General features: G+C 74.2%; 15 protein-coding genes. 7 read left to right on the top strand and 8 right to left on the bottom strand.

The window, feature by feature from the left end:
• The first annotated feature begins 2 nt into the window (after window positions 1-2).
• Both G5V58_RS07545 and G5V58_RS07540 read left to right on the top strand, forming a co-directional pair.
• Window positions 3-638, top strand: coding sequence for a hypothetical protein (locus tag G5V58_RS07545; RefSeq protein WP_165230583.1), 636 nt, complete (start codon window positions 3-5; stop codon window positions 636-638).
• Window positions 639-838: 200 nt separating this feature from the next.
• Window positions 839-1474 (top strand): class I SAM-dependent methyltransferase, encoded by a 636-nt coding sequence (locus G5V58_RS07540; protein WP_230487158.1) that lies wholly within the window; start codon window positions 839-841, stop codon window positions 1472-1474.
• Window positions 1475-1481: 7 nt separating this feature from the next.
• Here the strand turns inward: G5V58_RS07540 and G5V58_RS07535 are convergent, their stop codons facing one another.
• On the bottom strand, window positions 1482-2396 hold the full coding sequence (locus G5V58_RS07535) for a DUF3068 domain-containing protein (RefSeq protein ID WP_165230580.1): 915 nt from the start codon (window positions 2394-2396) through the stop codon (window positions 1482-1484).
• A gap of 116 nt (window positions 2397-2512) precedes the next feature.
• Here G5V58_RS07535 and G5V58_RS07530 point away from each other — a divergent pair, with 116 nt between their 5' ends.
• From G5V58_RS07530 to G5V58_RS07515, 4 genes are all read left to right on the top strand, one after another.
• Window positions 2513-4339: a hypothetical protein gene (locus tag G5V58_RS07530; protein ID WP_165230577.1), complete on the top strand. Its 1827-nt coding sequence runs from the start codon at window positions 2513-2515 to the stop codon at window positions 4337-4339.
• Between the two features lie 86 nt (window positions 4340-4425).
• The gene (locus tag G5V58_RS07525; protein WP_165230574.1) at window positions 4426-6240 is read left to right on the top strand and encodes a hypothetical protein; all 1815 of its coding nucleotides are present in this window, start codon (window positions 4426-4428) and stop codon (window positions 6238-6240) included.
• Window positions 6237-7451, top strand: a complete 1215-nt coding sequence (locus G5V58_RS07520) for an acyltransferase family protein (RefSeq protein ID WP_165230571.1) — start codon at window positions 6237-6239, stop codon at window positions 7449-7451. The genes G5V58_RS07525 and G5V58_RS07520 overlap by 4 nt, the downstream gene beginning before the upstream one ends.
• Entirely contained in the window at window positions 7451-9298 is a 1848-nt protein-coding gene (locus tag G5V58_RS07515) for a hypothetical protein (RefSeq protein ID WP_165230568.1), read from the top strand. The genes G5V58_RS07520 and G5V58_RS07515 overlap by 1 nt, the downstream gene beginning before the upstream one ends.
• On the opposite strand, the gene G5V58_RS07510 is transcribed toward G5V58_RS07515, so the two are convergent.
• Genes G5V58_RS07510 through G5V58_RS07490 form a run of 5 tightly spaced genes read right to left on the bottom strand, consistent with a single transcriptional unit; the run spans window position 9227 to window position 17148 of the window.
• On the bottom strand, window positions 9227-13381 hold the full coding sequence (locus G5V58_RS07510; RefSeq protein WP_165230565.1) for an alpha-(1->3)-arabinofuranosyltransferase domain-containing protein: 4155 nt from the start codon (window positions 13379-13381) through the stop codon (window positions 9227-9229). The two genes, G5V58_RS07515 and G5V58_RS07510, sit on opposite strands and share 72 nt — an antisense overlap.
• Window positions 13378-14133, bottom strand: coding sequence for a class I SAM-dependent methyltransferase (locus G5V58_RS07505; RefSeq protein WP_165230562.1), 756 nt, complete (start codon window positions 14131-14133; stop codon window positions 13378-13380). The genes G5V58_RS07510 and G5V58_RS07505 overlap by 4 nt, the downstream gene beginning before the upstream one ends.
• A gap of 26 nt (window positions 14134-14159) precedes the next feature.
• Window positions 14160-14915, bottom strand: a complete 756-nt coding sequence (locus tag G5V58_RS07500; protein WP_165230559.1) for a decaprenylphospho-beta-D-erythro-pentofuranosid-2-ulose 2-reductase — start codon at window positions 14913-14915, stop codon at window positions 14160-14162.
• A gap of 8 nt (window positions 14916-14923) precedes the next feature.
• Window positions 14924-16243, bottom strand: coding sequence for an FAD-binding oxidoreductase (locus tag G5V58_RS07495; protein ID WP_165230555.1), 1320 nt, complete (start codon window positions 16241-16243; stop codon window positions 14924-14926).
• Entirely contained in the window at window positions 16240-17148 is a 909-nt protein-coding gene (locus tag G5V58_RS07490) for a decaprenyl-phosphate phosphoribosyltransferase (protein WP_165230552.1), read from the bottom strand. Before G5V58_RS07490 ends, G5V58_RS07495 begins: the two co-directional genes overlap by 4 nt.
• A gap of 47 nt (window positions 17149-17195) precedes the next feature.
• On the opposite strand from G5V58_RS07490, the gene G5V58_RS07485 reads away from it, so the two are divergent.
• Window positions 17196-18341, top strand: a complete 1146-nt coding sequence (locus G5V58_RS07485) for a glycosyltransferase family 4 protein (protein ID WP_165230549.1) — start codon at window positions 17196-17198, stop codon at window positions 18339-18341.
• Here G5V58_RS07485 and G5V58_RS26370 read toward each other — a convergent pair.
• The gene (locus G5V58_RS26370; RefSeq protein ID WP_268991265.1) at window positions 18338-18463 is read right to left on the bottom strand and encodes a hypothetical protein; all 126 of its coding nucleotides are present in this window, start codon (window positions 18461-18463) and stop codon (window positions 18338-18340) included. The two genes, G5V58_RS07485 and G5V58_RS26370, sit on opposite strands and share 4 nt — an antisense overlap.
• Before the next feature lie 89 nt (window positions 18464-18552).
• Window positions 18553-20196 (bottom strand): hypothetical protein, encoded by a 1644-nt coding sequence (locus G5V58_RS07480; protein ID WP_165230546.1) that lies wholly within the window; start codon window positions 20194-20196, stop codon window positions 18553-18555.
• Between the last annotated feature and the right edge of the window lie 32 nt (window positions 20197-20228).

Raw genomic sequence — 20228 nt, 5'->3', positions numbered from 1 at the left:
CCATGACGGTGGCGACGGCCCTGGTCTCCGCGGTGACCCTGCCGGTCCGGCTGGGGGTGGCCTTCACCAGGACCACCCTCCAGCTGGGCCGGCTCACCGCGCCGGACGGCCCGGTGCTGCGGCCCGGCGGGTACGCCGAGCGCCTCGACGTCCTGCGCGAGCTGGCCTCGCCCGACCGGCCGCTGGGCCGGCTGCTGGCCGAGGGCAGCGTCCTCGACCGGGTGCTGGCCGACGACGGCGCGGTCGAGCGACTGCTCGGCGAGGGCGGTGCACTGGATCGGCTGGTGGCCGAGGGCGGCGTCCTCGACCGGCTCCTCGCCTCCGGCGGCGCCCTGGACCGGATCACCGCGCCGGGCGGCGTCCTGGACCGGCTGCTGGAGCCCGGCGGGCTGGCCGACCGGATGCTCACCGACGACGGCTTCGTCGAGCGGCTCGTCGCCGAGGGCGGCACGCTGGAGCAGCTCGTCGCCCTCGGTCAGACCCTGGAGGACATCCGGCCGCGGCTCGAGCAGCTGGCCGACCTGATCCCCGAGCTGCACGAGGCCGTCGAGGTGCTCGGCCGGTCGGTCTCCCCGCTCGGCGAGCTGGCCAACCGGCTGCCGATGAGCCGGCGCCGCTCGCTCGGGGCGTCGTCCTGAGCCCCACCGACGGGCCCTCGCCGCCCTACGACCGCCCGGTCCGGGTCGAGCGCCGCGCCGTCGACGAGGCCGAGTCCCGCCACGCCAACGGCCCCGACTGGGACCGCTACGCCGACGAGTACCAGGCCACCCACGGCCCCTTCCTCGGCGACGCCGGCTTCGTCTGGGGGCCCGAGGGGCTGACCGAGGACCAGGCCGGCGTGCTCGGCGACGTGAGCGGCAAGGACGTGCTCGAGGTCGGCTCCGGCGCCGGCCAGTGCTCGCGCTGGGTCCGCGAGCACGGCGGCCGCGGCTTCGGCGTGGACCTGTCCTTCCGCCAGCTCCAGCACGGCCGGCGCCTCGACGACGCGACCGGCGTACCCGTCCCGTCGGCGCAGGCCACCGCCACGGCCCTGCCGTTCCGCGACGACTCCTTCGACGTCGTCTTCAGCTCCTTCGGCGCGCTGCAGTTCGTCAGCGACCTCGAGGCCGCCGTGGCCGAGACCGCCCGCGTGCTGCGCCCCGGCGGTCGCTACGCCTTCTCGATCACCCACCCGACCCGCTGGATGTTCCCCGACGACCCGGGCCAGCCCGGCCTCACCGCCAGCCAGTCCTACTGGGACCGCACGCCGTACGTCGAGGTCGAGGACCGCACCGGCGAGGTCGCCTACGTCGAGCACCACCGCACCCTGGGCGACTGGGTGTCCCTGCTCGCCGCGGAGGGCTTCCGCCTCACCGACCTGCTGGAGCCCGAGTGGCCCGAGGGCCACGAGCGGGTCTGGGGCGGCTGGTCGCGGTTGCGCGGCCGGCTCACCCCCGGCACCGCGCTCTTCGGCGCGGACTGGGAGCCCCGCTAGCCGAGCCTCAGACGGCGACCTTGTCGTCGTCGCGGTCGGCCACCCGCTGGCCGCGCGCACGCTCGCGCGCCACCATGACCAGCCCGCCGATGAGGCAGATCGCGCCACCGATGAAGCCGATGAGCGGGACCAGGGTCAGCAGCACGAACAGCGACTTGCCGTTGTCCTTGGCCTCGTCGACGGCCTTCTTGACCGACGCGTCGGTCCCGGTGAGCTGCACGTCGGCGACGGGCGTGCCGTCGTCGAGGTACTGCTGCTGGTCCTGGCCGCTCTTGACGATCGAGCCGGTCTTGGGGTCGACGTTGACGGTCACGACGTTGTCGTAGGTCCCGGTGATGCCCTCGCCGATGGTGATGGGGGCGTCCTTGACGGTGTACTGGAAGCGGTAGGTCTTGAGGCCGAAGAGGTTCTCGACGCCCTGGTACTCCATGTCGACGGCCGAGCCGACGTCACCGTCCCAGAACGGGTAGCTCTTCTTCTGCACGTCGAACGGGAACTTGTTGATCAGCCCCTCGTGCGGCACGGCGTCGGCCGGCAGGTTCTTGTCGTCGACGGCCAGCGCGGTCTTCCGGTCCTCGGCGAAGACGTCGATGCTCGCCGTGATGAGGTCGGGGTCGTTGCCGTTGACGCACTCCTGCGCGCCGCCGGTGTCGAAGACCGCGCACGCCGTCTCGGCCATGATCACGTGGTCGTCGCTGGACTTCTTCGAGTCCGCCTTGGTGATGCGGATCGCGTAGGCCGGCTTCTTGTCGAAGGCGCCGGTGGCCGGGTCGAGCTTGGCCGCCTCGCCCTCGTAGACCGTGGTGGTGTCCACGTCGAGAGGGGTCTTCTTCACCACGCCCGGCGCGTAGGCGACCGCGAGGACGCCCAGCACGACCAGGAACGCACCGAGTCCGATGAGGACGCGTGCCAGAACCTTCATGACTTCCCCTCCCAGAAAGTTGGCCAGAACCTACCAGTGAGTCACCTTCCGTGTGCAAGCGGTCACACGAGTTGTTGACGCGTGTCTGGACGGCAGTGCGTGCCACACTTCGCGGCGTGTCGGACGCCCCTGCTCCCCCGGGTGCCACCCGGGGCCGGCGCCGACCGAGCCGGCTGGTCGTCGCCGGGCTCGCCCTCGTGGTCGCCCAGCTCGTCTTCCGGGCCTGGGCGCTGCACGGCTCGTGGTTCTACTTCGACGACCTGGCCTTCATGTCGCGGGCCATGAACCAGCCCCTCGACGCCCACTACCTGCTGGAGTCCTACGGCGGCCACCTCATGCCCGGCGGCTTCCTCGTCGCCTACGGCCTCACCGAGGTCGCGGCCTTCAGCTGGGGCTGGTGGGCCGCCCTGCTCCTGCTCATGCAGGCCGTGGCCGGCGTCGGCATGCTGCGGCTGCTGCTGTCCATGTTCGGGCCACGGCCGTTCGTCCTCGTCCTGCTCGCGGGCTACCTGTCCTACGTCTTCACCCTCTCCGCCGGCATCTGGTTCGCCGCCGGGATCAACCAGCTCCCGATGCAGATCGCCCTGACCTTCGGCCTGCACGCCCACCTGGCGTACCTGCGGCACCGCCGGGTCCGCTCACTCGTCACCTGTCTGCTGTGGACGGCGTTCGGCCTGGTCTTCTACGAGAAGACCCTGCTCCTCTTCGGCGTCTACGCCCTGGTCACCCTCGGCTGGTTCAGCCACGGCCGCACCCCCGAGCGGCTGCGCCACGTCTGGGACACCTACCGCCCCGCGGTGATCGCGTACGCCGCCGTCGGCGCGGCGTACCTCGCGGCGTACGTCGAGTGGGGGCTGGACTTCTCCCCCGGCGACAGCAACGCCCAGCCGTGGTCGCCCATCGCCCTGAACCTGGTCGGCCTGGCCTTCTCCACCGGCGTCATCGGTGGTCCGTTCCGCTGGGAGCCGCTCGCGGTCGGCTCGTTCGCGGACCCCTCGCAGATCGCCATGGCCCTGTCCTGGGCCGCCGTCCTCGGCGTCGCGATCTACGCCTACCGCACCCGCACCCGCACCAAGCGGGCCTGGAGCCTGCTCGGCTTCACCCTGTTCTGCGACGTCGTCCTGCTCGCCTCGGCCCGCGCCAACATCGTCGGCCCCGACATCGCTCGCGAGTACCGCTACCAGACCGAGTCCGCCGCCCTCTTCGTGCTCGGCCTCGGGCTGGCCTTCCTGCCCCTGGTCGGCGCCACCGAGAACGGCGGGCTCCGCGAGGGGGTTCCCCTCACCTACGAGCGCCCCCGGTTCGTGGCCCTGGTCGCCCTCGCCGTGGTCGCGGCCGCGACGTACTCCAGCGTGCGCTACGTCGACCTCTGGCAGGACCGCAACCACACCCGGAGCTACTTCGACACCGTCGAGCAGCAGCTGCGCGCCACCGACGCGGCCACCGGCACCCGGGTGCCGCTCGTCGACGTCGGGATCCCGCAGACCCTGCTGTGGGCCTACCGCTACCCCGAGAACACCTACAGCCACCTGTTCCGCCCGCTGTCGCGGTGGACGAGCTATCCCGACCAGGCCGTCGACGACCTCTACCTCTTCGACGACACCGGCGAGCTCACCCCGGTCGACGTGCCGCCCACCCGCAGCGCCCGTGAGACCACCGGCTGCGGCTACCGCCTGGACGACGAGCAGACCTCCGTCCCCCTCGACGGTCCGGTCTTCGGCGACGGCTGGTGGATCCGCGTCGACTACGAGGCCGACGCCCCGACCCCGGTCACCGTCACCGCCGGCGACCTGAGCCACGACCTCGACCTCCCGGCCGGCGAGCACACGCTGTTCGTCACGGGCGAGGGTGAGTTCCGGTCGGTGTCATTCGCGGGCTACGACGCCGACGCGGAGGTCTGCATCGGCTCGCTGCGGCTGGGTCTGCCCGAGGCCGGGCAGTGACCTCGCTCGACACGGCTCCCCCCGCACCTCGCACCGACCGAGCCGTCACGGTCGAGTCCCGCATCTCGGCGGCCGTGGAGAGGACCGTGGGGCTCGTCCGCACCGACCGCGTCCTCCAGGTCGCTCTGGGGATGGTCGCCGTGCAGCTGGTCGTGCGCGGCTACGCGGCCTACGGCGGTTGGTTCGTGCTGGACGACTTCAACTTCATCGCCCGCACGGGCCACTTCGGCCTGGACCCGTCGGTGGCGGCGCGCAGCTACAACGGCCACGTCATGCCCGGCGGCATGTACCTCTCGTGGTTCAACCAGCACGTCGCGCCGTGGCAGTGGTGGCTGCCGGCCACCGAGCTGCTGCTCATGCAGCTGGTCGCCGACCTCGCGATGCTCCGGCTCCTGGTCGTCCTCCACGGGCGCCGCCCGGGGATCCTGCCGCCCTTCGCCCTCTTCCTCTTCTCCGTCCTCACCCTGGAGAACGCCGTGTGGTGGGCGGCGGGGATCAACGCGCTGCCCTTCTCGATCGCGTTGCTGCTCGCGCTGGCCTCGCACGTGCAGTACCTGCGGTCAGGCCGGCTCCGGCACGTGTGGGCAGCAACCGTCTGGGTCGCGGTGGGCCTGCTGTTCTACGAGAAGACCGCCCTGGTCTACCTGGCCGTGGCGATCGTCAGCGTCACGTGGTTCGCCGAGGGCTACGGCTGGCGCCGGGTGGCGTCGGCGGTCCGCGGCCGGCGCGCCGGCCTGGCGGTCTACGCGGCCACCGGCGCGGCGTACGTCGCCCTCTACGTGACGCTCAGCCGGGACACCGAGGTGGTGCGGCCGACGACATTCCCCACCTGGCAGGTCGTGCAGGCCATGGTCGTCGACGAGCTCGTCCCGGCGCTCGTCGGCGGGCCGCTCCAGTGGGCTCAGTTCGGCGTCTTCAGCGCTGCCGACCCCGGGGACCCGGTGGTCCTCGCCGCAGTGCTGGGGCTCGGGCTGGTCCTGGCGGAGCTGCTCCGCCACCGACGTCACGCCGCCCGTGCCCTGGTGCTGCCCGTGGTGTTCCTGGTCGTCGACGTGGTGCTGGTGCTCCTGACCCAGCGCCTCGGCTCGGAGTCCGCCTTCGTCTTCGACTACCGCTTCCAGGCCGAGATGGCCGCCGTCAGCGCGATCGCGCTGGCCGCGATGACGATGCCGGTGCGGGGCGCGCTCCGTTCCTCGAGCAGCGCCTCCCCCAGCGAGCTGCTGGACCATCCCCGGCGCGTGGCCGCGGTCGTCGGACTGACGAGCGCGCTCGCCGTGGTCTCCGCCGCCGGCTGGACCTCGAACTGGCACTCGGACCGGCGCGCGGAGCAGTTCGTGCGCACCCTGACCGGCGCGGTGCGGGATGCCCCTGCGCCGGTGCCGCTGGTCGACCGCACGGTGCCCGACTTCGTGATGGCGCCGATCGACCGGTCCGGCGGGCTGGCGAGCCGACTGCTGTCGACCGAGCCGAACGCCCGGTTCCCCGACGTCGCGACCGACGACCTGCGCGTCATCGACGACGAGGGCCGCCTGCGCGAGGCGCTGGTCCCGGGCACGCGCCGGGCCCAGCCCGGTCCGGTGGCGGCTTGCGGCTACCAGGTCGCGACCGACCCGGCCCGCATCCCGCTCGACGGGCCAGTGGCCTTCGAGGGCTTCTGGGTGCGCATCGGCTACCTCAGCAGCGGCGCCAGCCCGGTGACCGTGCGCGTCGGGGACCTCAGCGTCGAGACGTCGGTCCGGCCCGGTGTGCACGCGCTGTTCGTCCGCGGGGGCAGTAGTTTCGACTCCGTGCAGCTCTCCGGGCTCGACGAGGGCACGACGCTGTGCACCGACGACGTGAGCGCCGGCGTGCCCGAGCCGCTCGACCAGCCCGACCCAGCCGACCAGGGAGCCAGCTCGTGACCTCCGCAGCGCAGGCACCGGCCGAGGCCGGGTCAGAGGGGTTCCGGGACCGCGCCTTCCCGACCTTGACGGCCGTCCGCGCCATCGGGGCGGTGATGGTCGTGCTCACGCACGCGGCGTTCAACACCGGTCGGATCAACCAGGGCTGGACCGGCGCGGTCCTGGCCCGCTTCGACTTCGGGGTGACGATCTTCTTCGTCCTCTCCGGCTTCCTGCTGAGCCGGCCGTGGTTCCTGGCCCGGGCCCTGGGCACCCCCGCCCCGTCGACACGGCACTACCTGTGGAAGCGCGCGCTCCGCATCCTCCCGCTGTACTGGCTGGTGGTCGTCGTCGCGCTGACCCTGGACCCGGAGAACCGTGACGCCGGCTGGGCCGACTGGCTCAGCAACCTCACGCTCACCCAGCTCTACCGTGGCGGGCTGCTGCCCAGCTCGCTCACCCAGATGTGGAGCCTCTGCACCGAGGTCGCGTTCTACGTCCTGCTGCCGCTGCTGTGCGTCCTGGCGCTCGGTCGGGGCCCCGGCCTGGACGTGCGTCGGGTGGCGGTGCGCCTGGGACTGGTCTCGGTCGCCGGTGTGGTCTGGCAGGTCGTCGTCGCGCAGATCCCGGGCCGCGAGGGTCACTTCGCGCAGTGGCTGCCGGGCTTCCTGCCCTGGTTCGCCGTCGGCATGCTCTTCGCGGCCCTGTCCGCCGACCTGACGGTGCGACCGCGTCCGCACCTCGTCGAGCGGCTGGCTCGGGACCTCCCCGGCTGCTGGATCCTGGCCACCGGCGTCTTCGCGATCGCCTGCACCCCGCTCGCCGGACCACGACTGCTCCTGGTCCCCGGCACGTGGGAGGCCGGCTCCAAGGTCGTCCTGTACGCCGTGGCCGGCGCGTTCTACCTGCTCCCGCTGGTCTTCGGTCCCGAGCGCGACGGGTGGGTGCGCACCCAGCTCACCGGCCCCGTACCGACCTGGCTGGGCGAGGTGTCCTACGGGATCTTCGCCATCCACATGCTGGTGCTGAACCTGGTCTTCCGCCTGCTCGAACTCGACGTCTTCACCGGGCGCTTCCTGACCGTCGCGGCCCTGTCCCTCGCGCTCACCGTCGCGCTGGCCACCGCGTCGTACCACCTGCTGGAGAAGCCAGCCCTGCGGTGGAAGGACGCCCGCTTCGTCGCCCGGACCGAGCACGCACCGGCCGCGGCCCGCGGAGCCACGTCCAGCTGATGGTCACCGCGCCCGTCCAGGACGCACCCGCCCCGATGTCCGCGCCTCCTCGCCGCCGGACCCCCTCGGTGTGGGTGGCCGGGCTCGTCGTGGTCACCGCCGCCACGGTCTTCCGAGCCTGGGCGATCGGGCCCGCCTGGTTCTTCTACGACGACCTGTACTTCATCCAGCAGGCCCGCCGTGAGGGGCTCACGTGGGCCTACCTGGTGCAGCCCTACAACGGGCACCTGATGCCGGCCAGCTGGCTGCTGACGTGGGTGAACGCGCGGGCCGGGGCCTTCGACTTCCGCTTCCCCGCCGTCGAGCTGGTCGCCCTCGCCGGGCTGTTCGGGCTCGGCACGCTGCGGCTCCACCTCCGACTGTTCGGCCAGCGCTGGGCCGTGGTCGTGCTGGTGGCGCTGACCCTGTTCTCGCCGATCCTGCTGCCGGCGACGACGTGGTGGGCGGCGGGTGTCAACCAGCTGCCGATGCTCGTCGCCCTGACGTTCGGCCTCACCGACTTCGTCGCGCACCTGCAGGAACGGCGCACGCGACACCTCGTGGCCAGCCTGCTGTGGGTGCTCGTCGGACTGGCCTTCGTCGAGCGCACGCTGGTCGTGGTCCCGGTCATGTGGCTGCTCGCACTGCTGTTCTTCGCGACCGGCACCGTGCCCGAGCGCGTGGTCCACCTGTGGCGCCACTACCGCAGTGCGCTGACGTCGTACGCCGTGCTGACCGTGGCCTACCTGGCCGTCTACGTCCCCCACGCCCAGAACTTCGAGACCCAGCAGGTCGCCAGCCGGCCCTTCTTCGGAGTGCTCGGCCAGCTCGCGGGCGTCGCCTTCCCGAGCGGTACGACGGGTGGCCCGCTGCGCTGGAGGGTCTCCGACATCACCCAGAGCGAGGCGGACCCCCCACAGCTCGTGCTGGTGCTCTCGTGGGTGGTGCTCGGAGTCCTCGTGCTGGCCTCGGTGCGCACCCGCCGGCGGGGCGCCCGGGCCTGGCTGATCCCCCTGACCTCGCTCGTGCTCAACGCGCTGCTGGTCGCGGTGAGCCGCGCGATCTTCTTCGGAGCCGAGATCTCCCTCGACTTCCGGTTCCAGACGGAGGTCGCGGTGCTCATGCCGCTCGCGGTCGGTCTGGCCTTCCTGCCCGCGCCCGGTGCGGCGGAGTCGTCCGAGCCCCGCGACAGCGGTTGGCGGATCGACACCGCGAGCACGGTCGTGCCCGCTCTGGCGGTGTTCCTCGTCGCCGCCACGGTCTCGGCGTCGTCCTTCCCGCTGCGGCACCTCACGACGACCAGTCCGCGGCGCTACGTCGAGACCTTCGAGGCCTCCGCCCGGGCCGACCCCGGACGGCAGGTGCTCGACACCACCGTGCCGACCTACGTCTGGTCGCCGCTGGCCTACCCGACCAACCTCACCAGCCGGATGCTGGGGCCGCTGGCCGGTCTGGTCGACTTCCGCGTCCACACCACCGACACCGCGTGGCGCGTCGACGAGACCGGCGCGCTGGTCCCGGTGGAGGTCACCGAGGCCCGCGCCCAGGAGGCGGCGACGGACGCGCGCGGCTGCTTCGCCACGGTCCGGGACGACGACCTGCGGGTCGCCCTGGACGGGCCGGTGCTCGGCGCGCAGTGGTACGTCCGGCTCGCCTACCAGGCGACCGGACCGGGCGCGCTGACCCTCGGCACGGGCGACGCCGAGCAGACCGTGCGGTTGGCGCCGGGGCGGCACTACGTCCTGGCCCCCGCGGGTGGCGCGTACGACGAGGTGGTGCTCTCCGCCTCGGAGGACTCAGGCCCGGTGTGCCTGCGCCATCTCGGGATCGTGGCCGTGGACGGGCTCGACCGTCTCACGCCGTCCTGACCGCGTCGCCAGGGCGGCCACCACGCACGCCACCGCCGCCAGGCTGCACACCTGGCGCCAGTCGTTGGCCCAGTCCGCCTCGTTGATCGGTGCCCAGCTGAGCCCGACACCGACCAGCAGCGCACCCAGGGCGGCCAGGAGCCCCCAGGCGCCCAGCCACCGCGACGTCAGCCGCCCGAGCACCGCGGCGACCACGAACGCCGCGATGCCCCACCCGCCGGCCAGCAGTCCGCCGGCGGCGACGACCACGAGGACGTCGAGGATGCCGACGCGGCCGTCCGCCAGCCGGGCGAGCCCGGTGCGCCGTCGCGCTGGCAGCAGGGCCCCGGCCAGGCAGAGCAGCACCCCGAACCCGCCCGCCAGCAGGGCGCCGGTGAAGGTGCCCGAGGGCTCGTAGTCGAAGCGCACGGTGCCGGCGCTGCCGGCCGGCAGCACCCAGCCCTGCTTCCAGCCGTCGACGCGCTGCGGCTCGAGCCGGTCCCCGTCCAGGGTGGCGATCCACCCCACGTTGGTGTTCTGGGGAAGCGACAGCACCGAGCGGTCGGACCGGGCGGGTACGGCGGCCGAGACCGGCGCCCCGGCGGCGTCGCGGCGCACCTCCACCGGCGTCGCGGTCGCGGCGGTGGCCCCGATCCGGGTGAGCGTGAGGGTGTCGGCACGGAACAGCGCCGAGGGTGCCGCGACCACGTCGGTGGCGCCCGCGGCCAGGTCGACCTCGTTCGCCGCGCAGGGCGTGAACGGCACCGACGCACCGCGCACCAGGTCTCGCACCGAGGCCCGGACGGCGGTGGGCACGGTGGTGGTGCCGAGCCGGACCGCGGGGCCGGTCCCGCACGGGTAGGTCACCGCGGCCCGCGGCTGGTCGACCAGGCGGTGGCGGTTGACCGAGAGCTCGGTGATGCCGGGCGGTGCGGTGAGGAAGTCGCGCCCGGAGACCAGGAAGGCCTGGTCGGTCTGGAGGACCTTCAGGCTGAGCGTGGACACCGGCCAGCCCGGGAGGTCGCCCCGGCCCTGGCTGTCCAGGTCGACCTCGGCCGTGCGACCGCCGCTGCTGACCTCCACCGTCGTCGGGGTCGAGGCGGGGGCGTCGGGATCGACCATGATCCGGAAGCGGTCCACGACCGTGGGCTCGGGGAGCGTCACCTCGAGCGTGTCGTCGTCGTCCGTGGCCACCCAGGTGGTGCCGCGGTCGCCGTCCACGGCCGCGCCCGGACCGCGGGCCACGTCGCGCAGCAGGTCCGCCGAGGGTTCGACGACCGCCGTCGCGCCACCAGGAACCAGAGGAGTGCCGGCGATGTGCCGCCGCAGCGACACGGTCCCGGAGAGCCGGTAGGAGTCGGGCTGCTCGAGACGCACCCGCCGAGCCAGCTCGTCGCCGTCCTCGCCAGGCGCACCGAGCGCGTCGTCGCAGGCGACCGGGTGGCCGAGCGGGACGCACGCGGCGCGATCGGGGTCGCGCGCCAGGCTCACCACGTCGACGGGGCGGTCCGCAGCGGGCGTCGGCAGCTCGAGCAGCCGCAGCTCTTCCAGCCCGGGCACCGTCACCTCGGCCAACGCGAAGCTCGCGGCCACGCCGAGGTCGGGGCCGGCCGCGGTGATCCGCAGGCTGTCGCCCGTCGACGCGAGCGGGTACGTCGCCGCCTGGCCCGGCTCGGGGGCGTCGACCACCTGGGGGTCGGCGTCCCCGACCTCGAGCGCGAGCCGCTGCACCGGCGCGGAGTCCGCGGCGAGCCGGACGGTGACCGAGGGGACCGACACCTGGCGGGCGAAGGTGACCAGCCACGACTCCCCCACCGGCTCCAGGTCACCGGAGGAGCGCCAGGCGGTCGTGACGTCACCGTCGATCGCGGCGCCGGGGTGCGACCCGATCTCGAGCGGGACCTTGCCGTCGGCGAACGCCTGGCTCGAGGTGGCGGTGACGTCCGCGACGTCACCGGCCCAGACCTCGGTGGTCTGCCAGCGGTCCTGGTCCTCCAGGAACCGGTGGGTGTGCTCGGGGCCGGGCAGGCGGTACGAGCGCAGCGCCGACATGGTCGCCGACTCGTTGCTGCGCACGGCGGCGAAGTTGGTCTCGCGGCGGCGGGTCCCGTCGGTGAGCACCTGCCCGGTGTCCGGGTCCACGGCGTCGGCGCCGGCGGGGACGTCGGCGTCCTCGGCCAGCACCCCGACCGCCGCCGCCACGCGGTCCACGTCGCGGCGCAGCCCGGTCGTCGGGTCCCCGACCACGGCACGGGGGCTGGTCACCAGCACCCCGTCGCCTCCGCCCGTGAGGCGGGGATCGACGTCGTACACGTCGACCGACCCGGTCTCCAGCGACAACCCGTTGCCGGCCACGACCCGGGCGTCACCTTCGTCCGTCTCGACCACGGAGGAGGCGGGCTGGCCCAGGGTCGGCCCGAAGGAGCGGGCGAGGGAGAGGCCGGGCGACTGGTCGAGGACCGCCCGGACCAGCGAGGGGTCCGGCGCGCCGGTCTGGAACCGGTCGAGGTCGTTGCGCACGACGAGGCGACCGACCCCGTTGTCGGCGAGGTAGCCCGCGAGGGTGCTGCTGGGGCGGCCGGACTCGATGGTGCGCGTCACGGCGTCGAGCACCTCGACGTTGCCGGGCTGGGCGAGCGGGATGACGTTGCGGACCGCCCACGGGCTGCGGGCCAGGCCCTGGAGGACGTCGTCGTGCGTGTTGCCCCAGGTGTGGACGCCGAACGCGGCGGCCGGCACCTCGAGGGACACCGAGCCGTCGTCGGTGTCGGCGAGGTAGTCCGCGACCTGGTGCCAGTACGCCGGGACGGCCTCGACGCCCTGACGCGGGGCGATGCGGTCCTGCGCCCAGGGCAGCGCGAGGCCGGCCAGCGCGAGGACCGCCATGGCGCGGACCGCGAAGGCGGCGCCGCGGCTCGCGCTCGGTGACTCCGGGGTGCGGACCAGCGCGGGCAGCCGGGCCATGGCGTGGGCCAGGCCGAGGACGAGCGGGAGGCGGAGCACGACGTCGAACTTGTGCAGGTTGCGCAGCGGGGCGAGGGCGCCGTCGAGGGCGTCGAGGCGCTGGCTGGCCCAGAAGCCGGACAGGTCGCCGGCGTACCCGAAGCCCACGAGCACCAGTCCGGTCAGGAGGCCGAGGGTGAGGAAGCGGCGGTGGGCGTTGTCGCGCAGCGCGATGCCGAGCAGGCCCAGCGCCACGACGGCGGCCGCGTCGAGCATGAGGAACGGCGTGGACACGAGCTGCTGGCCGGCCTGGTAGTCGATGCCGGCGAAGTAGGCGACCCAGTCCGACTCCCCCACCAGCGTGCGCGCCAGGTCGGTGGGGACGGTGGTGATGGTGGCGTTCTCGATGTAGTCCAGGAACGGCACGCTGTAGCGCCCGAGCAGCAGCAGCGGCAGCCACCACCACGCGGTGGCCAGGGCGGTGAAGAGCGTCCACCAGCCCATGAGTCGCCAGCGGCGCGGGCCGCGGGAGCGGGTCACGACGAAGACGACACCGAGGGGCAGCACGGCGGCCACCGCGACCGCGTTGACCCCGCCGCAGGTCGCGACGACCAAGGCGCTCAGTGCGGCGTACCGCCGGACCGAGCCCTGCTCGCTCGCCACCACCAGTGGGAGCAGCACCCACGGCGTGAGGGCCATCGGCCAGAGCTCGACGGAGGTCTCGCCGAGGAGCGTGGTGAAGCGGGGGGTGAGGACGAACGCGAACGCCGCGAGGACCTGCGTGCCCGGGGTGCCCAGGTCCAGGCGGCGGGCCAGCCGGAGCACGCCGAAGAAGCCGACGCACAGCAGGAGCGCCCACCAGAGCCGCTGGACCACCCAGTCCGGTACCTGCACCAGGTCGCCGAGCACGAAGAACGGCCCCATCGGCCAGGCGTAGCCGTAGGCCTGGTTCTGCAGCTGCCCGAACGCCGCGGTCGGGTCCCAGAGCCGGAGCCCGCGGCTGACGAAGCGCCACGGCGCGGTCACCAGGTCGAACTTGGTGTCGGCGACGACCTGGCCGGCCGACTGGGCGAAGGCGAACGCGGTGAGCACGACGGCGTACCCGACCTGGCGCAGCGCGGACGTGTGCACCGACGAGGGCCGCTCCGGCGCCTCGGTCACCACCGGCGCACCACGAGCACCAGGTTCCAGGTCAGCAGCTCGCGCAGCCCGGGCACGCGGGTGAGCCCGTGGCTCCAGCGCGGGTTGTACCTCGGCACGACGTCGAGGACCTCGCCGAGCCGCTGGTCGCGCGCCCAGGCGACGCCCTCGGCGACGGTGACCTTGAACAGCGACTCGGCGTACTTGTTCTTGGGCTCGTGGCCCTGCCGGGCGGTGTAGCGCCGGCGGGCGCGGGTGCCGCCGAGGTAGTGCCAGGGGGAGGTCTCGTGACCACCCCAGGGGCCGTACCAGGTGGTGTAGGAGATGAAGGCGACGCCACCCGGTCGCGTCACGCGGAGCATCTCCTCGGCCATCCGCCACGGCTCGCGGACGTGCTCGAGGACGTTGGAGGAGTAGCAGAGGTCGAAGGCCGCGTCGCGGAACGGCAGGCGCATCCCGTCGCCGATGACGGTGCCCGTGGCGATGTCACCCTGGCCGGACAGCTCGCCGACGTCGGCGTCGAGGGCCCAGTACGTCGCGCCGGCGGCCTCGAAGGCGTCGCGGAAGTAGCCGGGGCCACCGCCGACGTCGAGCATCGTGGCGCCCCCGAGGTCGAGGTAGGTCGAGAGCTGTCCGACCGAGTCCGCGGCCAGTGCGCCGTAGAAGCGGGCCGGGTCGCTCTGCTCGACCCGGAAGTCGGCGAACAGTCGGCGCGAGCGGCTCAGGTCGGCCCGCCACGGCGCACCGCAGCGCGGGGCGGGGGGACGAGGCACGGAGGGAGACTGTAGTTACCCGCGGGTCAGATCGGCAGTCGGCGGAAGAGCGGCCGCGGCACGTGCCGCAGCCCGGACATGACGAACCGCATCGCGCTCGGCACCCAGACCAGCTCGCGGCGTGCGGCCACCGCGTCGACGACGGCCGCGGCGACGTCGTCCGCACCGACCGCCAGAGGGGCGGCGCCACGGCCCTCGGTCATCTTGGTGTGCACGAACCCGGGGCGCACGATGAGCACGTGGCCGCCGTGCTCGCGCAGCGCCTCGCCGAGCCCGAGGTAGAACCCGTCCGCGCCGGCCTTGCTGGCGCCGTAGGCGAAGTTGGAGCGACGGACCCGCTCACCGGCGACCGAGGACAGGAACACGATCGTGCCGTGGCCCTGGCGCCGCACCTGCGCAGCGAGCGCGGAGCCGACGCTGACCGGACCGACGTAGTTGACCTCGGCCAGCCGTACGGCGGCGTCGTGGTCCTGCCAGGCCTCCTCCTCGTCGCCCAGCACGCCGAAGGCCACGACGGTGACGTCGAGGTCACCGCCGGCCGCCGCGCGCTCGACGAGGGCGGGGTGGCCGGCGGTGTCGGTGGCCTCGAAGTCCAGGGGCTCGACCCGGTGGCCGAGGGCGCTCAGCCGCGCGACGGCCTCGTCGCGACGCGGGCCGGGCCGGGCGGCGAGCACCACGCGGAGCGGTGCCGTCGCGGCGTACCGCTCGGCGACGGCCAGCGCGATGTCGCTGGTGCCCCCGAGGAGGAGCAGGGACTGGGGCTGGCCCAGGGCGTTCAGCATCAGGGGTCCTAGAGGTCGAGGCGGCGGGCGAGGTCGGAGGTGAGGACGCCGTCGGGATCGAGGTCGCGTCGCAGGGCGCGGAACTCGTCCGCCCGCGGGTAGGTGCGGTCGAAGAGCTCGCGCGACATCCGGGCGTCCTTGGCCAGGTAGAGCCGGCCCCCGGCCTCGGCGGTCAGCCGGTCGAGGTCGCGGAACAGCGGCACGAGGCCCGGCGCGGCCGGCAGGTCCAGGGCCAGCGTCCAGCCCGGCTGCGGGAAGGACAGCATCCCGGGACCGGCGGCCCCGAACCGCTTCAGCACGGCCAGGAACGACGGCTGCCCGGCGGCCGCGAGCAGGCGCAGCGCCTCGGCCACCGCGGCCTCGGCGTCGTCGGGGACGACGAGCTGGTACTGGACCAGCCCACCCCGGCCGTAGAGCCGGTTCCAGCCCTCCACCGCGTCGAGCGGGTGGAAGAACGTTGCGAGCGACTCCAGTCCGACCGCGTCCCTGGGGGCCTTGCGGAACCACAGCTCGTTGAAGGCCCGGACGCCGAGCCGGTTGACCGCGCGCAGGGTGACGGGCACCGCGAGTCGCGGGTCGGCCGGCCCGCGCCAGGGGTGCCGGGCCGCCCCGCCGCTCAGCTCGGCCGCCGGGGCGTGGTCACCCCGGGTCAGCACCGAGCGACCGAGCGACCGCCCGGAGGCGAGGGTGTCGACCCACGCCACCGAGTAGTGGTACTCGTCGTCGTGCGCACGCATGGTCCGCAGCAGCGCGTCCAGGCCGCCGATGCGCTCGGTCCGCACGGTGACGTACGCCGACTCGATGCGCGGCGCCCGGAACCGCACGGAGGTGATGACCCCCGTCAGGCCCATGCCGCCGACCGTGGCCCAGAAGAGGTCGGGCTCGCGGTCCGGATCGATCGTGCGGAGCGCGCCGTCTGGGGTGACCAGGTCGAGCGAGAGAACGTGGTGGCCGAAGGAGCCGTCGCGGTGGTGGTTCTTGCCGTGGATGTCGGCCGCGACCGCTCCCCCGACCGTGACGTAGCGCGTGCCCGGCGTGACCGGCACGAAGCGCCGCTCGCGCAGGAGCCGGCCCATCAGGTCGTGCAGGCTCGTGCCCGCCGCCGCGGTGACCACGCCGGTCTCGTCGTCCACGGTGGTCGGGCCGGGGATCGGGGCGAGGACCGTGCCTCCGGCGTTCTGCGCCGCGTCGCCGTACGAGCGTCCGAGCCCGCGCGCGATGACCCCCCGCTCCGGGCGCGAGCGCAGCAGCCCGGCCACGTCGCCGGTCTCCACCAGCGTGGCCGCGCTCGGCGCGGTCCGGCCCCAGCCGGTGAGCAGCGTCCTCACGTGGTCAGCACGCCGAGGCAGACCGTCACCAGCCACACGGCACCGAGCAGCTGGAGCACGCGGTCGCGGTAGACGATGTCCTCCGGCTCGGCGGCGGTGCCGGCGTCCACGTCGACGGCGTACCGGAGCAGTCCCATGAGGAACGGCGCGATGGAGATCGTGTGCCAGGGCACGCCGTCGCCGGTGGGCTGCTCGAAGGCCCACAGGCTGTAGGAGATGAGCGTGGCGCCGGCCGCGGTGCTCCACACGAAGCGCAGGTAGGTGTCGGTGTAGCGGACCAGGCTGCGTCGGGTGCCGGCCTCGCTGCCGAGGGTGTGCAGCTCGGAGTACCGCTTCCCGGCCACGATGAACAGCGAGCCGAACCCGGCGACGAGCAGGAACCACTGCGAGAGCAGCAGGTCGGCGGCCAGGCCGCCGGCGACCGCGCGCATGAGGAAGCCGGCGGCGACGATCGAGATGTCGAGCACCGGCTCGTGCTTGAGCCAGAACGCGTAGGCCACCTGGATGGCGAGGTACGCCGCGAGCAGGAGGGCGAGGTTCGGATCCGCGACCAGACCGAGGCCGACGGCGACGAGGCCGAGCACCACCGCCACGCCGACGGCGACGGGCACCGGCAGGACCCCGGAGGCGATCGGCCGGAACCGCTTGGTCGGGTGGGCGCGGTCCGCCTCGCGGTCGGCGGTGTCGTTGACCAGGTAGACGGCACTGGAGGCCAGGCAGAAGCCGACCAGGGCCAGCACCGTGGCGGCCAGGACGTCGCCGTCGCCGAGCTCGCCGGCCGCGAGGGGCGCGGCGACCACGAGCAGGTTCTTGACCCACTGGCGCGGCCGAGCCGCGCGCACCAGTGCCCGCGCCACCCCGCGCTGCGGGGTGGCGGCCGAGCCCACGGCACCCTCGGTCACCATCGCCGGCGAGTCTCCCACGCGGCGGCGCACGCCCTACCCTTCCTCGCGTGCTCGAGGACGACCCGCTGCGGGGCAAGGAGGTCGCGTTCCTCAGCTGGCGCGACACCCGCAACCCCGAGGGTGGGGGCGCCGAGCGCTACCTCGAGACCATCGCGGCCGGCCTCGTGGCCCGGGGCGCCCGGGTGACGGTGTTCTGTGCGGCCCACGCCGCGGCCCCGCCGGAGGAGGTCGTCGACGGGGTGCGGTTCGTGCGGCGCGGCACCAAGCTGTCGGTCTACCTCGAGGGGATGCGCGCGCTGCGGCGAGGCGACCTCGGCGACCCCGACGTGGTCGTGGACGTGCAGAACGGGCTGCCGTTCTTCACCCGCCTGGTCACCCGCAAGCCGGTCGTGGTGCTGGTGCACCACGTGCACCGCGAGCAGTGGCCGGTGGTCTACCCCGGGCTCACCGGCCGGGTGGGCTGGTTCATCGAGCGCCGGGTCGCACCGCTGCTCTACCGGCGCAGCCAGTACGTCGCGGTCTCGCGCGCCACCCGCCGCGAGCTGGTCGACCTGGGTGTGCGCGGGCCGCGGGTGGCCGTGGTGCACAACGGCACCGACCCGGTCGTGCCGGTGGCGGGCGGCGAGTCGGCCACGCCGCTGGTCGCGGTCGTGGGCCGGCTCGTGCCCCACAAGCGCGTCGAGCACGCGATCGACGCCGTGCTCGACCTGCGGGCGACGTACCCGGACCTGGTGCTCGAGGTCGTGGGCAGCGGCTGGTGGGAGGCGCGGCTGCGCGAGCACGCCGCGAGCCGCGGCGCCGACGACGCCGTGGTGTTCCGCGGGCACCTGGACGAGGCGGCCAAGCACGAGGTCTACGAGCGCGCCTGGGTCCTGGCCCTGCCCTCGCTCAAGGAGGGCTGGGGCCTCGTGGTCGGCGAGGCCGGCATGCACGGCACCCCGACCGTCGCCTACCGTGAGGCCGGCGGCACGCAGGAGTCGGTCGTCGAGGAGGTCTCGGGCGTCCTGGTCGACGACCCCGACGGGTTCACCGCCGCGCTCGGCGCGCTCCTCGGCGATCCCGAGGAGCGGGCTCGCCTGGGGCGCGGGGCGCGCGTGACGAGCCACGCCTTCACCTGGGAGCACGCGCAGGAGTCGTTCGCGCAGGTCGTCCGCGCCGCACTGGCGGGACGACGGGTGGACGCTGCGGACTAGTTGTTGGAGCCGTACTCGAAGGTCGGCGAGTCCACGTTGGTCGGGGACTTGTCGGGTGCAGCGGTCTGCGACGAGACCAGCCCGTACATCGAGCCGGCCGCGATGCCCGCACCCACCACCATGGCTGCGAACGTGGTCAGAATCTTCACTGTGGCCCTCCCTGGTCCGCCGCCAAGGTACCCGACGGGGTGTGACGAGTGCTACTCGCCGGTCACCGGCGCGTCCGGCGCCGTCGCACCGCCGTCGACACGGCCGCGAGCGGACCGCCGACGAACGCCGCCCAGGCGAGCGCCATGGCCGCCCGCCACCCCGCCGGCACGTGCCGTTCCCGGACGTCGGCGAGCCCGGTGACCTGCAGCGTCGGGTCGTCGACCAGCCGCTCGCCGGCCACGTCCGGCTGGTCCGCGCCGGCCGGGGCGGTCCGGTCGGTGGCCACGGCGCCGATGCCGAGCGCGGCCAGCCCCGCGGCCCGCCGTTCCGGGGTCGGCGCCTCGAGGGCCCGCGCGGCCGCGGTCACCCGGGGGTCCTCCCCCGCCAGCGCCACGCCGTCGACGACGAGGACGTCGCTGGCCACGTAGTCCCGCCGCAGGACCCGGCCGAGCGGGTCCAGGACCAGACCCCCGTGGTTGTACGCCGGCGCGCGGTAGCTCGACAGCGGCAGGACCAGCACGTCGCCCCTCGTCCCGGCCAGCGCGTCGCGCGCCTCGGCGTACGCCGCGGGGTAGGTGGCCGGCTCGAGGCGCTGTCGCGCGCCCCAGCCGAGGTCGGGCAGCAGGGCCACCGGGAGCAGCACGGCGCCGACCCCCAGCACCGCCCGGGCCGGGGCGACCGCGACGGCGTCCACCAGCACGCGGACCCCGTGTGCGACGAGCACGACGAGCAGCGGGGCGCACAGCACGAGGGCGCGGGCGCCGTCGCGCACGACGCCGGCGCCCGGCACGTGGTCGGCCGCCCAGCCGAACGCTCCCGGGACCAGCCAGGTCAGCACGCCGAGCGCCCAGCCGACCGCCCAGCAGACGAGGAGCGTGGTGCGGTCGCGGGCCGCGGTGCCGCGCCACCACGCACGCACGCCGAGAGCGGCCAGCCCCACCAGCGCGAGCAGGGCCACCCAGCCCAGGGCGCCGGTGCGGGAGCCGGGGTGGACCTGGGTGTTCCAGATGCCCCCGAGGGTGAGCGCGGCCAGCGGCGCCGGCACCGACCCCTCTCCTCGGAGCGCGAAGACCCCCGCTGCCGCGGCGTCCGACGTGGCCGAGCCGGCGTGCAGCAGTCCCGCCACCCACCACGGGGCGTTGGCGACGGCGACCAGGAGAACCGCTCGTGCCGTGCGTCCGCGGCCGGCCGCGCCCGCCAGCAGCGCCACCGCACCGGCCAGACCGGCGCTCGCGCTCAGGCTGCCGAGCGGGAGCAGCACGAGGAGCGCCGCCGGCAGCCGGCCGTCCTCGCGCCAGCGGCGCGCCGCGGCGAGGAGCCACGGCAGCACGGCGTACCCGACCAGGAGCGGCCACGCACCCATGAGCAGGCGCTCCGCGACGAGGGCGTTCCAGCCGTAGAGCGAGACCGCGGCCAGCCGCGGCACGAGCGTCGCCTCCGCCGGCAGCAGGCGGGTGGCGCCGACCCCACCGGCCGCCAGCGCGCCGACCAGCACGAGCTTCTGGAGCAGCAGGCCCGGCACCACCTCGTCGAGGACCGCCACCACCGCGTCCGACGGCACCGCGCGGGGCAGCCCGGACCCCAGTCCGAGCACGTCCGAGCGCAGGGCCAGGTCCGGCACCCAGACCATGTCGCGGACCAGCAGGAAGCCGTCGCCCAGGCCCGGGCCGAGCACCAGCAGGGCCAGCGCGAGGGACCAACCCACAGCCGGCGCGTCGTACCGCCAGCCGCGCCGCA

The organism is Nocardioides anomalus (assembly GCF_011046535.1).
GTDB lineage: Bacteria > Actinomycetota > Actinomycetes > Propionibacteriales > Nocardioidaceae > Nocardioides > Nocardioides anomalus.
The sequence above is the reverse complement of the archived record's forward strand: the minus strand, read 5'-3'. Positions and strand labels throughout refer to the sequence as shown.